This window comes from Rheinheimera sp. 1928-s, from assembly GCF_029269265.1.
Lineage (GTDB): Bacteria > Pseudomonadota > Gammaproteobacteria > Enterobacterales > Alteromonadaceae > Pararheinheimera.
Map to the genome: position 1 here is coordinate 15718 of NZ_JARIXP010000013.1, position 15056 is coordinate 30773.

A 15056-nucleotide genomic window follows, 5' to 3' on the forward strand; every position below is an offset into this window, starting at 1 on the left:
AACAATGCAGGGGTTATTGCGTTGTCAGCAGTTCAGAGACTGTGACCATACGATAACCTTTTGCTTTTAGGCCTTTGATGATCAATGGCAAAGCTGCGCGGGACGCCTCGCGGCTTTTGTACATAAGATGAAGTAAAACAATTGAACCAGGCTGAACATTCTCCAGTACATAACTGGCAATGGCTTGTGGATCGTCGGCTATATCGCCATAGCTTTCAGGCTCCAGATCCCACATCACAGTGGTTCTGTTGGTCTGTGCCAGATACCAGGGCAGCATCAGTAGTTTTTTGCCATAAGGTGGCCGGAATAAAATTTCGCCTTGAAAACCAGCCTCGCGAATTTGTTGATCCGTACCTTCAATTTCACGGCTAATGTCATCCAAAGACATCAACAGCATGCGGTTATGAAACCAGCTGTGATTGCCAAGCTGATGACCAGCAGCCACTATTTGTTTGGCCTGAGTCATAAATCGTTGGGTTTCTGCACCTGTGACAAAAAAGGTCGCTTTCACCTGATACAACTCTAATAGCTGCAAAATACCGGCGGTGTACTGTGGTGTTGGGCCGTCATCAAAAGTTAATGCGACCAGCTTTTGTTCTGTGTCCACCTTATCAACAAGCTCACCAAACAGCTGAAACTGTCTGCTGGATGAGAGTTGCCATAGGGTGATAAAGGTCACCAAAAGCAGCAGAACCAGTTTCAGCCATAGCTTAGTCTTTAACATGCTGTTGCTCAGTCGATGGATCTGTGGTTGATGCCCGGGCATCTGTTAGCCTAACTTCAGCAAAAGCTTCTGGTGGGCCAAATAAAAGTTTGAATTTATTACGCCAGCCATGCAGCCGAGGCCATAACAAGGTAATTTTTCTCCATTCATAAAAGGTAATAGCAATAGGGTTATTCGACTGAAAATCGTCGGTAATGCCATAACGACAGGCTTCTTCTTCAGGCACAAAAGTACCGAAGAGCCTGTCCCAAATCACTAAAACACCCGCATAATTGCGGTCTATATACTGCGGATTGCAGGCGTGATGCACTCTATGCCAGGCAGGAGTATTCAGCACCCAGCCCAAAATGCCCCAGTGTTTACCGGATTGAGTATGCACAAAAAACTGAAAGGCTAAGTTAATTGCCACTACAGCCAGCACCAGCTGCACCTCAAAGCCCAGCAACACTAGCGGTAACCAGAATAACCACATACCGGAAATTGGATAAGTTAAGGACTGACGAAAAGCCGTACTGAAATTCATTAAACGTGAGCTGTGATGCGCCACATGAGAGGCCCATAACCAGCGCACCCGGTGCGAGCAGCGGTGAAACCAGTAATACAAAAAGTCTTGGGCGATAAAAAGCAAAAATAAATTCAGTGCTGAAAACTCAATAGAAAACAAGGCGAACTGCGATAACCATAACATCAATGGCAACAGTACCAGCAAGGCAATAAAGTCACCAGCCTGATGCAAAGCGGCTAAACCAAAGTTAGCTGCTGTATCACGCCACTGGTATAAGGCTTTGCCGCGTTTTTCGCTATAAAGCCATTCAAAGGCAATAAAAATGAAAAAAACAGGGCTCAATAGCAACAAAATAAATTCAACTGGGATCAAACTCTTACTCCCTGATTCACCGTTTTTAAGCCAATTTTTTGTAGATTAAATCTGCAAAAAATTTACCACCTATCTGATAGCCATTATGCTGACGTTCAATCAGGCTAAAACCACATTTTTCCAGCACACGGCCTGAGCCTTTATTGCCTTCGGTTACCACAGCCTGCCACTGTTTTACGCCAAGTGTAGTTCCATAATCCAGGCAGGTTTTTAACGCCAAAGTTGCATAACCTTTGCCAAAAAATTGCGGCAAAAACAGATAGCCTACTTCGGCGGTTAAAGCTGAGTCAGCATCCAATTCTAAACAATGAAAACCACAGACACCTGTCGCAGTACCACTGTGTGTTTCCACCACAACCAAGCTCAGCCAATGCACATCACCGGCTTGCCAGGGTTGTAAACGTTCATCAAAACGCTGGCGGATTTGTTCGTCGGATAAAGGATCTGCGACATACTGCAGCACCTGTTCATGACGATGCAACTGCAGAAATAATGGCCAGTCTGCTTCAGTCAGCAAGCGCAAGGTTAAACTGCCAGCCTCGAGCGGTTTCATGATTTCGTCTCTGGTTCTGTTTGAGTGCTGTGGTCTGGATCCTCTTGCTGATTATTTTGGTGAGTGTCTTGTTGATAGTCCCAGACCCCCTGCTCTTCCAGCACTACTTTGCCAGAACTGCCTATCACTTGTAGCAAACCTGAGTCATGCACCAGATAACGAATACGGCCATTGTTGAACTGATAACCTAAGAAGCGGCATGGCGTCACACCATCAGCACAAAGGCTGTGCCAGGCTTTGCCTTTTAGTTCGATACTGGCACCTGAGACTTTAGAAGTGCCTTTGTATAGCACATTCTGACATTGCACTTCGCCTTCAGGGCAAAGCTGCTGAATTTCAACGGTGTAATTAGGGGTATCCAGTTGCTGGGCAAAGGTAAAAGCAGAAGCCAGAAGCAGCAAAGGCAGGAGAATAAGTTTCATTGGTGAGATCCTGTAACCAGATTTTATAGAGGCAGAGTTTATCACTCTGCCTCTATAAAGTTACATACTAATACCGCCATCCACTTCAACGACACGGCCGGTAAAGAAATCGTTTTCAAAAATATACTTCGCAGTATGCGCAATCTCTGTGGCTTCACCTAAACGACCCACAGGTTTCATTGCGACTAAACGGTCGCGGGCTTCTGGTTTCATCGCATCTGTCATGGCAGTGCGGATCACACCCGGAGCTATAGCGCCTACACGAATACCGTAACGGCCTAACTCACGAGCCCAGGTCACTGTCATAGCCACTACTCCGGCTTTGGACGCTGCATAGTTAGTTTGCCCCATATTGCCTGAACGKGCCACGCTCGACATATTGATAATTACGCCTTTACGACCTGATTTCACCATCAAAGCCGCAGCTTCACGGCCACATAAAAACACGCCTGTTAAATTCACATCAATCACAGACTGAAACTGCTGATGCGACATTTTACTCACCAGTTCGCCGTCTTTAAATTTCAGCAATAAACCGTCACGCAAAATACCAGCGTTGTTAATCAGGCCATCAATAGCACCAAAATCTGCTGCTACAGCAGCAAAGGTGTTTTCGACACTTTCTTCATTGGCCACATTACAAACATAAGCACGCACAGTCACACCAGTAGCTGACAACTCATCTTTAGCTGAAGCCAGTTGCTCTGCATTCATATCCAGCAAGGCTAAATGTGCCCCTTCAGCAGATAACATCCGGGCCATTTCTAAACCCAGGCCCTGAGCACCACCTGTGACTACTATAATTTTGTCTTTTAAATTCATGATCTTTTTACCTGCAAAAACCAACTGATGCCAAAAGTCTTAGTTCTTTTTGGCAAACATCTGAAAAATACCTGAGAAATCTTCTTTGCCATGGCCCTGACGCTGATGCGCGACATAGAGGCTACGGGCTAAAGTGCCCATTGGCGTGCTGGACTGGCTGGACAGTGCGGTTTCTGTGGCTAAAGACAAATCTTTTGCCATTAAATCCACCATAAAGCCGCCCTGATAGCCATTGCTTGACGGCACATTTGGCATCACATCAGGGCATGGATTATACAGTTCTAAAGTCCAGTTACGGCCTGAGCTTTTCAGCATAATATCGGATAAAATCTTCGGATCCAGGCCATTGTCTATGCCCATTTGCAGCGCTTCGCTGGTGCCAAGCATTAACACAGACAACAGCATATTGTTACAAATTTTCGCCACCTGGCCAGCCCCCACATCGCCAGCATGAAACAGGTTTTTACCCATCACAGAGAGCACAGGTTCGGCCCGGTTAAAGTTTTGCTCTGAACCACCGACAATAAAGGTCAGAGTGCCGGCTTTCGCACCACCTACACCGCCAGAGACTGGCGCATCGATAAAGGCTATACCTTGTTCTGCCAGTTCAGCTCCGACTTTGCGGGCTGTGGTAGCATCAATAGTTGAACAATCAATGACTAAGGCATCTTTGCTTATCACTGAAGCTATGCCATTTTCGCCTGTGTACACCATAGCCACATGTTTACCAGCAGGTAGCATAGAAATCACAAAATCTGCCCCTGTTGCGGCTTCTGCTGCCGAAGTACAGGCCGTAGCGCCCTCTAAAGCTAATTGCTCTAAAGCAGTTTCGGATAAATCAAAAGCCTGAACCTTAAAGCCTGCTTTTAATAAATTGCTGGCCATTGGGCCGCCCATATTGCCTAAACCAATAAATGCAACTGTACTCATATTAATGCTCCAATGAACCTAAATGTTGTAATGGATGTAAGTCGGCAGCCCAGGGCGAATGAAACAGCTGATTAATCACATCTGCAGGCACGTCAGCGACTGTTTTATACAGCCAGTCTGGCTTCTGATCTTTATCAATCAACAGCGCTCGTACCCCTTCAGTAAATTCGCCCAGTTTGCCGCACTGCACACTTAAGCCCAGTTCCAGACGGAACGAATCGGCCAGAATTTTGCTTTGGCCAAGTTCTAACAACCGATACACAATATGAGCAGTAATAGGGCTGCCATACTGCAAAGAGGCTTTGGCTTTGGTTAACCAGGCGTCCTCATTGGGCATAGCCTGGATCAGCTCAACAGCCTGCTGCAAGGACGTAGCGCGGCCTACAGCACTAATAGAAGCCTGATGTAAACGAATTTGACTCGGCGGCATCTGACTGCGGCACATATCTTCCATGCCTAATAATAAATCGGTCAGCTTCTGATGATTCAGCGCTATGGTATTGCCCCATTTCACCTGGGTTAATTTATCCAGCACAGCGGCTTTTTTATCATGAGTTAAAAAATGGTCGGCTAAATCAATCAGTTTGGCATCAGACGAGTTGATCGAAGCGCCTGTTAACCCCAGAAATAAACCGCAACCTTCCGGCATGCGGTTTAAAAACCAGCTACCACCCACATCAGGGTATAAACCTATGGCCATTTCCGGCATCGCAATACGACTGGTTGCAGTAACAATACGATGCGATGCACCCGCCATCAGGCCTAAACCACCGCCCATGACAATGCCATTGCCCCAAACCAGTACCGGTTTTTCAAAGGTATGAATTAAATAGTCAAGATTGTATTCTTTAGTGAAAAAGTCTTCGACATAAGGCTGAAAAGTGCCAGGCGCTGCTTTCATCGCCTGATACAAATCGCGGATATCTCCACCGGCGCAAAAAGCTTTATCGCCTGCGCCCTGCAGTACAACCAAGGCTATATTGTTATCGTTTTTCCATTGCTGCATTTGCGGTAGCAACAGCTCAACCATAGGCAAACTTAAAGCATTCAGCGACTTCTCTGAGTTTAAAGTGGCAATACCAATAATTTTGCCACCAACACAGGCGATTTCTTCAAACAGCACCACATCACGCTGTATAGATTGATCAGTCACGGCTTGTTCTGTTTTTGTGTTCAATTCTGTCATAGGGCCTTATCCATTAATCCAGCTGGCTTTACGTTTTTGCAAAAACGCCTGCACCCCTTCCACCTGATCCTGAGTATCAAACAACTTCACAAACAACTCTCGCTCTAAAGGCAATGCCGTTTGTACAGGAGCACTGCGGCCTTTTTGGATCAGCTGTTTACAGGCAGCCACTGCAGGTGGGCTTTGATCTGCCACTTTATCAGCCAGCAGTAATGCAGCTTCAAGTGCCACTCCAGTACCAACCACTTCTTCGACTAAACCTATGTGTAAGGCTTTCTCTGCGGTTAAACGTTCACCACACAAGATCATTCGTTTAGCCCAGCCCTCACCTACTAAGATCGCCAGATTCTGAGTGCCACCTGCGCAAGGTAATAAACCGACTTTGGCTTCAGGTAAAGCCATTTGTGCCTGAGTTTCAGCAATACGGATATCACAGGCTAAAGCGACTTCAAGGCCGCCGCCCATGGCATACCCATTAATGGCGGCAATAGAGACTCCACGAAAAGCCGTTAAGGTTTCAAAGGCTTCACCAAAAATGGCCGACATATCGGCAGCAACAGCTTTGTCACCAGAGGCAAACAAATTTAAATCAGCACCAGCAGAAAAGAATTTTTCACCTTCACCTGTGATCACTAAGGCATAAATATTTTTGTCCTGTTCCAAAGACTTCACCGCATCACGCAATTGCGTCAGGGTGTCTTTGGTCCAGGTATTGGCAGGAGGATTTGCCATGGTAATTAAAGCGGTATGGCCGCGTTTTTCGAGTTTGAGTTGTGCCATAAAATCTCCGTGTCTACCGGGCTTTTAATCAGCTTTTACCGGTTAGCTTTAATCTTTAAATAACACAAAGCAGGCCACACACCTGCTTCGTTCTGGGTTATTGCGTTTTATAAGATTTCATTAGCTGCTTCATCTAATAAACGTCGGCCAATAATCAGTCGCATAATTTCATTGGTGCCTTCCAAAATCTGGTGTACCCGTACATCGCGGAAATGCCTTTCCAGCGGATATTCTTTAATATAACCATAACCGCCGTGAAGCTGCAGCGCCTGATCACAAACCTGGAAACCGACGTCTGTAGCAAAACGTTTGGCCATAGCGCAATAGGCTGTTTTTTCCGGGTCGTTTGAATCCAGTTTAAACGCCGCCAAACGCACTAATTGACGAGCAGCGACTAACTCCGTTGCCATATCAGCCAGTTTAAACTGCAACGCCTGAAATGCAGCCAGTGGCTTACCAAACTGCTGACGTTCCAGCATGTAGTTTCGGGCTGTATTTAAGGCTTGTTGCGCTGTACCTATAGAGCAAGTGGCGATATTAATACGACCACCGTCTAAGCCTTTCATCGCAAAGCCAAAACCCTCACCTTCATTGCCGAGCAGGTAATGAGCCGGAATACGCACATTATCAAAAGTGATTAAACGGGTTGGCTGGGCATTCCAACCCATTTTCTCTTCGGCTTTACCATAAATAACGCCTTGTGCGTCGGCAGGTACGATAAAAGCGGAGATGCCTTTAGGACCGGCTTCGCCTGTGCGCGCCATCACTACTAACACTTCAGTTTCACCAGCACCAGAGATAAACATCTTGGAGCCGTTTAACACATAGTGATCGCCGTCTTTTTTCGCACTGGTGCGTAAAGAGGCCGCGTCTGAACCAGAACCTGGCTCAGTTAAACAATAAGAAGCCAGCTTTTCGCCTGTAACTAACTCCGGGCACCACTGGGCTTTCGCATCTTCTGTGCCCCAGCTTGCTATCATCCAGGTTGCCATATTATGGATAGTGAGCATTGCAGTTGTTGCAGTGCAGCCCATCGACAGCTGTTCAAAAATAATGCTGGAATCTAAACGAGACAGGCCTAAGCCGCCTTGTTCTTCAGGCGTGTATAAAGAACAAAAACCCAGCTCACCTGCTTTTTGGATCACGTCTTTTGGAAAATGATGATCCCGATCCCAGGCTGCGGCATGTGGCGCCAGTTCCTGGTCGGCGAATTGTTTGGCGACCTCAACAAAGGCCTTTTGATCGTCTGTTAAATTAAAATTCATCGCATCACCCTGAGGTTTGCAGCAAAGCAGTGTCTATTGCACTGTGATAGGTCTGCCGCTTTGGTCTTCATGCATTTGTATGCATTTAATCTGGCTTGGTTGTTTGCCTTAAGGCTTATTTATTAGTAAAGCGTTCTGCTTTAAAACAGAACGCTTTTATCCTGCGCGACTTAACGCAGGTTGATCGACATATTAGGGCCTGACACCGGAATGGAGTCATCAAACCAACGGGCCGTGATGGTTTTGGTTTCAGTGTAGAAACGCACAGCTTGTTTACCATAAGCATGTTGATCGCCGTAAAACGAGCCTTTCCAGCCAGTGAACGAGAAAAATGGCAGAGGCACAGGAATTGGAATATTAATACCGACCTGACCTACTTCGATTTCATGCTGATACTTGCGGGCTGCTGCGCCGCTGGCAGTAAAAATAGAAGTACCGTTGCCGTATGGGCTGTTGTTAACAAGCTCAATGGCTTCATCCAAAGAAGCTGCGTTAACAGTTGCCAGCACAGGGCCAAAAATTTCTTCTTTGTAAATCGTCATTTCAGGAGTCACATCACTGAATACAGTAGGACCAACCCAGTTGCCGTTTGGATAACCAGCGACTTTGACGTCTGAGCCATCCACTAAACAAGTAGCGCCTTCTACTTTGCCTTGTTCAATTAAAGACAAAATACGGGCCTTGGCCTGAGGACTGATTTGTGGGCCGTATGCAGCTTCCGGGTCTGTATACACACCAGGGCGAACTTTGGCGATAGCAGCTGCCACTTCTGGGATCCACTGCTGCGAATCACCAACAAAAACAGCTACAGAAATTGCCATACAACGTTGACCTGCAGCACCTACTGAAGCACCAACCAAGGCATTGATTACTTGTTGTTTATTGGCATCTGGCATTACGACCATATGGTTTTTAGCACCAGCAAAAGCCTGTACTCGTTTTAAATGATCAGTGCCTGTTTTGTAGATGTACTGGCCCACATTGACAGAGCCAACAAAGGAAATAGCTTTGATGTCCGGGTGACGTAATAACACATCGACCTGCTCTTTATTGCCATGCACCACCTGTAACACGCCTTTAGGTGCACCAGCCAAAGCAAAGAGTTCAGCGATTTTATTCACTGTCATCGGATCTTGTTCAGAGGGTTTTAAAATAAAAGTATTACCGCAAGCGATAGCCATTGGGAACATCCACAGCGGGATCATAGCCGGAAAGTTAAATGGCGTAATACCAGCACAAACGCCTAAAGGCTGAATATAGCTGTAGGTGTCTATGCTGCGCGCAACGTTTTCAACAGTTTCACCCATCATTAACGAAGGAATATTGGCGGCTTGTTCTACCACTTCAATACCACGCCAGACGTCGCCTTTGGCATCTTCCACTGTTTTGCCTAATTCACGGCAAATAATGTCAGCGATTTCAGCCTGATGTTCTTTTAATAAATGCGCAAAACGCATCATTAAACGGGCACGTTCTGATACCGGTACTTCTTTCCAGCTTTTAAAGGCTTCTTTGGCGGATGCGATGGCAAAAGCCATTTCTTCTGCTGTAGTGCAAGGCACCTGCGCTATCACGTCCTGAGTGGCTGGATCCGTCACCGGAATAAAGCGTTCGGACTTGGACGGGACAAATTCACCGTTGATAAATAACTGAACCTGATGGGCCATTAATGCGTCTCCCCTATTGCTGGTCATGTCTGTTTTAAACACAACCTTTGATTAAGTCTGTTGATTTGAATATATTTTTTATTAAATTCTTTTAAGCAAAAGGCGCAGTTTCTACCGCGCCTTTTTATTTGTTACGGCAGCTCTACCGCTAAAGCCACAGCCTCGCCACCGCCTATACATAAAGTAGCGATACCACGTTTTAAGCCACGAGCTTTTAAGGCATGAATTAAAGTCACCAGGATACGGGCGCCTGAAGCACCTATAGGATGACCTAAAGCACAAGCACCGCCGTTGACGTTGACGTTGTTTACGTCCAGCTTCAGCTCTTTAATCGCCAGCATAGTCACCATGGCAAAAGCTTCGTTAATTTCCCACAAATCCACATCTGTTGTAGCCCAACCTAAGCTCGCTAACAGCTTAGTCACAGCACCCACTGGTGCTACTGTAAACAACTCTGGTTCCTGCGAATGCGTGGCATGCCCGACTACATGAGCCAATACGGTTTTGTTTTGCGCTTTAGCGTCGTCAGCACGCATCAGCACTAAAGCTGCGGCGCCATCAGAAATAGAGCTTGAGTTGGCCGCCGTAATAGTGCCGTCTTTAGCAAAAGCTGGTCTTAAGGTAGGAATTTTGTCGACTTTCGCATTGCCAGGTTGCTCGTCTGTGGCAAAAGTTACATCGCCTTTACGGGTCTGGAAAATCACAGGGGTGATTTCTTCAACAAAAGCGCCGGAATTGATGGCGTGCTGAGCTCGGGTTAAAGACAACACTGCAAATTCATCCATCTGAGCACGGCTGAAATCGTGCTCGTCAGCTGTTTTCTGAGCAAAACAACCCATGGCTTTGCCATCGTAGGCGTTTTCCAGACCATCCAGCATCATATGATCTTTGACTTCACCATGACCCATGCGCATACCGGCACGGGCTTTTGGCAGAATATAAGGAGCGTTAGACATAGACTCCATGCCACCAGCGACGACCAGATCCGCAGAACCAGCCCGCAGTAAATCCGTCGCTAACATCACAGACTTCAAACCTGAACCACAGACTTTATTGATAGTGGTAGCACCAGCAGATAAAGGTAAACCCGCTTTTAACGTCGCCTGACGAGCTGGCGCCTGACCTAAACCTGCAGGTAACACACACCCCATGATCACTTCACTGACCTTGGCACCATCAACAGCCGCTTGTTCTAAGGCAGCTTTAATAGCTTGTGCACCCAAATCTGTGCTGCTGACATCAGCTAAGCCGCCTAAAAATCCACCCATTGCCGTTCTTTTGGCCGCCACTATGGCAATTTTTTCGTGCTGAGCCATGTTCATTTCTCCGTCGTTCAGAAGCATGATGAAAAAGTTGGTCCACACACTACACCAAATTTACGTTTACGCCAACGTCAACCACCTAACACTATGGTCCTATGACCAGTGAAAGGTTCAGAAAAATACACGCTTCAGCCCCCAGCTTTGGCACTTTAACTTTACAACGACCTGGAGAAAATCGCCGCCAGCCCTTATTTCACGCGAACACAGCTTTACCTTTACGTAAACTTCACTTATAGTTGTCGCCACTTTACTGGAAGGCCCAAATGACGACCCACATGACTGCCAAAAAGACTGAAACAGACGATAAAACCTACAGCATCAGCGAGCTGGCAAAAGAGTTTGATATCACCACCCGTAGTATTCGTTTCTACGAAGATCAGGGCCTATTAACACCTTTACGACAGGGACAAACCCGCATTTACAATCGTAGAGACAGGGTTAGGCTGAAACTTATTTTGCGTGGCAAACGGCTGGGCTTTAGCTTGTCAGAAACAGGCCAGTTATTTGAGCTGTACGATGCAGATAAAAGCAGCGTGACTCAATTGAGCACCATGCTGAAGTTGATTGAACAGAAAAAGGCTGAACTGCACCAACAGATGGATGACATCAAAGTGGTGCTGATGGAATTAGTCACAGTAGAAAAACGCTGTCGCGAAACCCTGGATCAGGCCAAGCAAGTCAAAGAACCGAATTAAATAAAAAACAAATTTAAACAAAATCAAATCAAACAGTGCCCAAAGTAATTGGCGTTGCAGTCAGGCAACCAGAGACGAAAGGCAAACGGGGATAGACCGACATGATTAGCACATACAAAACATTAAATTACGATCTGGGCGAAACAGTCGACATGATCCGTGAACAGGTCAACAGCTTTGCCCGTGACGAAATAGCGCCACGTGCAGCACAAATTGACCATGACAACGAATTCCCAAATGATTTATGGCGTAAATTTGGCGACCTGGGTTTATTAGGCATCACAGTCGATGAGCAATACGGTGGCTCTGGTATGGGTTACCTGGAACACATAGTGGCGATGGAAGAAATCAGCCGCGCTTCTGCTTCAGTGGCCTTGTCTTACGGTGCGCATTCCAATTTATGTGTCAATCAGATTGCCCGTAACGGCAACGAAGCACAAAAACAAAAGTACCTGCCCAAGTTATGTTCTGGCGAACATATTGGCGCTCTGGCGATGTCTGAGCCAAACGCTGGTTCAGATGTCGTGTCGATGAAGTTACGCGCCGACAAACAAGGTGACCGTTATATTTTAAACGGCAACAAAATGTGGATCACCAACGGCCCTGACGCCCATACCTATGTGATTTACGCCAAAACTGATATCAATGCCGGCTCTAAAGGCATGACAGCTTTTATTGTTGAACGTGGTTTTAAAGGTTTTAGCCAGGCACAAAAACTCGACAAGCTGGGTATGCGCGGATCGAACACCTGTGAGTTGGTGTTTGAAGACTGTGAAGTGCCGGAAGAAAACGTATTAGGCACTATAGGCACTGGCGCCCGCGTGCTGATGTCTGGTCTGGATTATGAGCGTGTGGTGTTATCCGGCGGTCCGCTTGGCATTATGCAAGCCTGTATGGATGTAGTAGTGCCTTATATCCACGACCGTAAACAGTTTGGCCAGTCTATAGGTGAATTCCAGCTGGTACAGGGCAAAGTGGCCGATATGTACACCAAAATGAATGCAGCCCGCGCTTATGTCTACACAGTCGCCAAAGCCTGTGACCGCGGTGAAACCACCCGTAAAGATGCAGCAGGCGCGATTTTATACAGCGCAGAACTGGCTACTCAAATGGCATTGGATGCAATCCAGCTGTTAGGTGGTAATGGTTATATCAATGAATACCCTACAGGGCGTTTATTACGCGATGCCAAGCTGTACGAAATCGGCGCTGGTACCTCAGAAATTCGCCGTATGTTGATTGGCCGCGAGTTATTTAACGAATCGAACTAAGTAGAACCAGTGCGGGCTCAACAACAATAAAAAAGCCGGACTCCTGTCCGGTTTTTCCTAAAGAGCCCCAACTCAAGACTCAATCCCGATAGCCAAAGGTGGTGAACGTGGCCAGACTGAATAGCAAAATTAATCCACGCAGTGACGAATTTATCCAGAACGCTCAGGCGATGCAGCTGCTGGTGGATGATTTAGAGCAAAAAGTACAACAGATCAAATTAGGTGGCGGCGAAGCCTTGATTGCCCGTCATACTTCACGCGGCAAGTTGTTTGTCCGTGATCGTATTCAAAAACTGCTGGACCCGGGTTCACCTTTTTTGGAAGTGGGTCAGTTTGCTGGCTGGTTATGTTATGACGACTATGTACCAGCAGCTGGTGTGGTTGCAGGCATAGGCCGGGTGAATGGTGTCGAATGCATGATTGTGGCCAACGATGCCACAGTCAAAGGCGGCACTTATTACCCACTGACGGTTAAAAAACACTTACGAGCGCAGGAAATTGCCGAAACCTGTATGTTGCCTTGTATTTATCTGGTCGACTCAGGTGGCGCTAACCTGCCCCGTCAGGACGATGTATTCCCAGACAAACTGCACTTTGGCCGTATTTTCTTTAATCAGGCGCGTATGTCCGCCAAAGGTATTCCACAAATTGCGGTGGTGATGGGACTTTGTACTGCAGGTGGTGCTTATGTGCCTGCTATGGCCGATGAAAGCATTATCGTTAAAGATCAGGGCACTATCTTTTTAGCTGGCCCGCCATTGGTCAAAGCCGCCACGGGTGAAGAAGTGACGGCAGAAGAGTTAGGTGGTGCTGATGTGCACTGTAAAATCTCTGGCGTGGCCGATCACTATGCGCTGAATGATGAACATGCGCTGCAACTGGCGCGTAATGCTGTCAGTCGTTTAAATCATCAAAAACCAGTGCAAGGGGACGTGCGCCCTGTCGAAGCCCCACTTTATGATGCCAGCGAGCTGTATGGCATTGTCGGCACCGATCTGAAAAAGCCATTTGATGTCCGCGAAGTGATAGCCCGACTTGTCGATGCATCAGACTTTGACGAATTTAAACAGTTTTATGGCGCGACTTTAGTCTGTGGTTTTGCCCGCATTTTTGGCCAGCCTATTGGCATAGTGGCCAACAACGGCATTCTGTTTTCTGAGTCAGCGCAAAAAGGCGCCCACTTTATTGAGCTCTGTGCCCAGCGCAAAATTCCACTTTTATTCCTGCAAAATATCACCGGCTTTATGGTCGGTAAAAAATACGAAGCCGAAGGTATTGCCAAACACGGCGCAAAAATGGTGATGGCGGTGTCTTGTGCCAATGTGCCGAAATTTACCGTATTAATTGGTGGATCATACGGTGCTGGTAACTACGGCATGTGTGGCCGTGCTTATGACCCAACCATGATGTGGATGTGGCCCAATGCCCGTATTTCTGTAATGGGTGGTGAACAAGCGGCAGGTGTGATGGCCACTGTGACTAAAGACGCCTTGGCCCGTAAAGGCGAAAGCTTAACAGCCGAAGCTGAACAAGCCATACGTCAGCCTATTGTCGCCCAGTACGAACAGCAAGGCCACCCGTATTACGCCAGTGCACGTTTATGGGATGACGGCATTATCGACCCGGCACAAACCCGTATGGTGGTTGGCCTGGCACTGACTGCCGCGCTGAATGCGCCTGTCGCCGAATCCAAATTTGGCGTGTTCCGGATGTAATGGCAAGGAGTAAACAAAATGCAAAACTATAAAACTATTACGACCTCGTTAAATGCAGCTGGTGTTGCAGAATTAGTGCTGAACCGAGCCGAAGTGCATAACGCCTTTGACGACAGCATGATTGGCGAATTAATAGACGCTTTGAAAAGCCTGGCTGCGAACCCAGCTGTACGGGTGTTGTTGCTGAAATCCTTGGGTAAAAACTTCAGTGCAGGTGCCGATCTGAACTGGATGCGCTCTATGGCAGAGAAAAACTACCAGCAGAACTTAGAAGATGCAGGCCAGTTAGCGGAGCTGATGCGTCAACTGGATTGCTTCCCTGCCCCCACTATAGCTTTGGTACAAGGTGCAGCTTTTGGTGGAGCTTTGGGTTTAGTCTCTTGTTGCGATATAGCCCTTGCCGAACAAGGTGCCAGCTTTTGTTTAAGCGAAGTGAAAATAGGTTTAATACCGGCCGTGATCAGCCCCTACGTGATGCGCGCTATTGGCGAACGTGCGAGCCGCCGTTATTTCTTAACCGCTGAACGTTTTGATGCTGCTACTGCGTTGAATTTAGGTTTAGTGCATCAGGTCGTAGACGCTGGAGGTCTTAGTGGCGCAGCAGAACATTTTGTTGGCACTTTGCTGAAGAACAGCCCTGCAGCTTTGCGCTGCGCCAAAGAGTTAATAGCCGCTGTAAATCATCAGCCGATTAATCAGCAGCTTATAGATAGCACTTCAGCCCGTATTGCCGCTATTCGTGTCTCGGCTGAAGGTCAGGAAGGCTTAACTGCCTTTTTACAAAAACGTACTCCGGCCTGGATCCGGTCAGAATAAGGAAAAACAGA

General features: G+C 47.1%; 15 protein-coding genes. 4 read left to right on the plus strand and 11 right to left on the minus strand.

What is annotated here, in order from left to right; translation table 11 throughout:
- Nucleotides 1-13: 13 nt before the first annotated feature.
- The 11 genes from P3C17_RS20060 to P3C17_RS20110 all read right to left on the minus strand — a co-directional run bounded on the left by P3C17_RS20060 (nt 14) and on the right by P3C17_RS20110 (nt 10542).
- Complete coding sequence (locus P3C17_RS20060; RefSeq protein ID WP_300931074.1) at nt 14-724, minus strand: polysaccharide deacetylase family protein; 711 nt, start codon at nt 722-724, stop codon at nt 14-16.
- Nucleotides 711-1601: a sterol desaturase family protein gene (locus tag P3C17_RS20065; protein WP_300931075.1), complete on the minus strand. Its 891-nt coding sequence runs from the start codon at nt 1599-1601 to the stop codon at nt 711-713. The genes P3C17_RS20060 and P3C17_RS20065 overlap by 14 nt, the downstream gene beginning before the upstream one ends.
- A gap of 25 nt (nt 1602-1626) precedes the next feature.
- Nucleotides 1627-2154: a GNAT family N-acetyltransferase gene (locus P3C17_RS20070; protein WP_300931076.1), complete on the minus strand. Its 528-nt coding sequence runs from the start codon at nt 2152-2154 to the stop codon at nt 1627-1629.
- Nucleotides 2151-2576, minus strand: coding sequence for a hypothetical protein (locus P3C17_RS20075; RefSeq protein WP_300931077.1), 426 nt, complete (start codon nt 2574-2576; stop codon nt 2151-2153). Before P3C17_RS20075 ends, P3C17_RS20070 begins: the two co-directional genes overlap by 4 nt.
- Nucleotides 2577-2636: 60 nt before the next feature.
- Entirely contained in the window at nt 2637-3398 is a 762-nt protein-coding gene (locus tag P3C17_RS20080) for an SDR family oxidoreductase (RefSeq protein WP_300931078.1), read from the minus strand.
- Nucleotides 3399-3437: 39 nt separating this feature from the next.
- A complete protein-coding gene (gene mmsB, locus P3C17_RS20085; RefSeq protein ID WP_300931079.1) occupies nt 3438-4328 on the minus strand; it encodes a 3-hydroxyisobutyrate dehydrogenase in 891 nt (296 codons plus the stop codon).
- Between the two features lies 1 nt (nt 4329).
- Nucleotides 4330-5514 (minus strand): enoyl-CoA hydratase/isomerase family protein, encoded by a 1185-nt coding sequence (locus P3C17_RS20090; RefSeq protein WP_300931080.1) that lies wholly within the window; start codon nt 5512-5514, stop codon nt 4330-4332.
- 6 nt (nt 5515-5520) lie between these two features.
- Entirely contained in the window at nt 5521-6294 is a 774-nt protein-coding gene (locus P3C17_RS20095) for an enoyl-CoA hydratase (RefSeq protein WP_300931081.1), read from the minus strand.
- 107 nt (nt 6295-6401) lie between these two features.
- The gene (locus P3C17_RS20100; RefSeq protein WP_300931082.1) at nt 6402-7559 is read right to left on the minus strand and encodes an acyl-CoA dehydrogenase family protein; all 1158 of its coding nucleotides are present in this window, start codon (nt 7557-7559) and stop codon (nt 6402-6404) included.
- Nucleotides 7560-7729: 170 nt separating this feature from the next.
- Entirely contained in the window at nt 7730-9226 is a 1497-nt protein-coding gene (locus P3C17_RS20105) for a CoA-acylating methylmalonate-semialdehyde dehydrogenase (RefSeq protein WP_264342522.1), read from the minus strand.
- A 131-nt stretch (nt 9227-9357) separates the two neighbouring features.
- Nucleotides 9358-10542, minus strand: a complete 1185-nt coding sequence (locus P3C17_RS20110) for an acetyl-CoA C-acyltransferase (protein WP_300931083.1) — start codon at nt 10540-10542, stop codon at nt 9358-9360.
- A gap of 269 nt (nt 10543-10811) precedes the next feature.
- On the opposite strand from P3C17_RS20110, the gene P3C17_RS20115 reads away from it, so the two are divergent.
- The 4 genes from P3C17_RS20115 (at nt 10812) to P3C17_RS20130 (ending at nt 15045) form a co-directional block, all read left to right on the plus strand.
- On the plus strand, nt 10812-11243 hold the full coding sequence (locus tag P3C17_RS20115; protein ID WP_300931084.1) for a MerR family DNA-binding transcriptional regulator: 432 nt from the start codon (nt 10812-10814) through the stop codon (nt 11241-11243).
- 101 nt (nt 11244-11344) lie between these two features.
- Complete coding sequence (locus P3C17_RS20120; protein WP_127687413.1) at nt 11345-12514, plus strand: isovaleryl-CoA dehydrogenase; 1170 nt, start codon at nt 11345-11347, stop codon at nt 12512-12514.
- Nucleotides 12515-12615: 101 nt separating this feature from the next.
- Nucleotides 12616-14229, plus strand: coding sequence for a carboxyl transferase domain-containing protein (locus P3C17_RS20125; RefSeq protein ID WP_346015681.1), 1614 nt, complete (start codon nt 12616-12618; stop codon nt 14227-14229).
- Nucleotides 14230-14247: 18 nt separating this feature from the next.
- On the plus strand, nt 14248-15045 hold the full coding sequence (locus P3C17_RS20130) for an enoyl-CoA hydratase-related protein (RefSeq protein ID WP_300931086.1): 798 nt from the start codon (nt 14248-14250) through the stop codon (nt 15043-15045).
- The last annotated feature ends 11 nt before the right edge of the window (nt 15046-15056 follow it).

Coding starts and splice junctions, on each gene's coding strand:
- P3C17_RS20105 (WP_264342522.1), bottom strand. CDS start 9,226: ATGGCCCATCAGGTTCAGTTATTTATCAACGGTGAATTTGTCCCGTCC.
- P3C17_RS20110 (WP_300931083.1), bottom strand. CDS start 10,542: ATGGCTCAGCACGAAAAAATTGCCATAGTGGCGGCCAAAAGAACGGCA.
- P3C17_RS20115 (WP_300931084.1), top strand. CDS start 10,812: ATGACGACCCACATGACTGCCAAAAAGACTGAAACAGACGATAAAACC.
- P3C17_RS20095 (WP_300931081.1), bottom strand. CDS start 6,294: ATGGCACAACTCAAACTCGAAAAACGCGGCCATACCGCTTTAATTACC.
- P3C17_RS20120 (WP_127687413.1), top strand. CDS start 11,345: ATGATTAGCACATACAAAACATTAAATTACGATCTGGGCGAAACAGTC.
- P3C17_RS20130 (WP_300931086.1), top strand. CDS start 14,248: ATGCAAAACTATAAAACTATTACGACCTCGTTAAATGCAGCTGGTGTT.
- P3C17_RS20090 (WP_300931080.1), bottom strand. CDS start 5,514: ATGACAGAATTGAACACAAAAACAGAACAAGCCGTGACTGATCAATCT.
- mmsB (WP_300931079.1), bottom strand. CDS start 4,328: ATGAGTACAGTTGCATTTATTGGTTTAGGCAATATGGGCGGCCCAATG.
- P3C17_RS20070 (WP_300931076.1), bottom strand. CDS start 2,154: ATGAAACCGCTCGAGGCTGGCAGTTTAACCTTGCGCTTGCTGACTGAA.
- P3C17_RS20100 (WP_300931082.1), bottom strand. CDS start 7,559: ATGAATTTTAATTTAACAGACGATCAAAAGGCCTTTGTTGAGGTCGCC.
- P3C17_RS20075 (WP_300931077.1), bottom strand. CDS start 2,576: ATGAAACTTATTCTCCTGCCTTTGCTGCTTCTGGCTTCTGCTTTTACC.
- P3C17_RS20060 (WP_300931074.1), bottom strand. CDS start 724: ATGTTAAAGACTAAGCTATGGCTGAAACTGGTTCTGCTGCTTTTGGTG.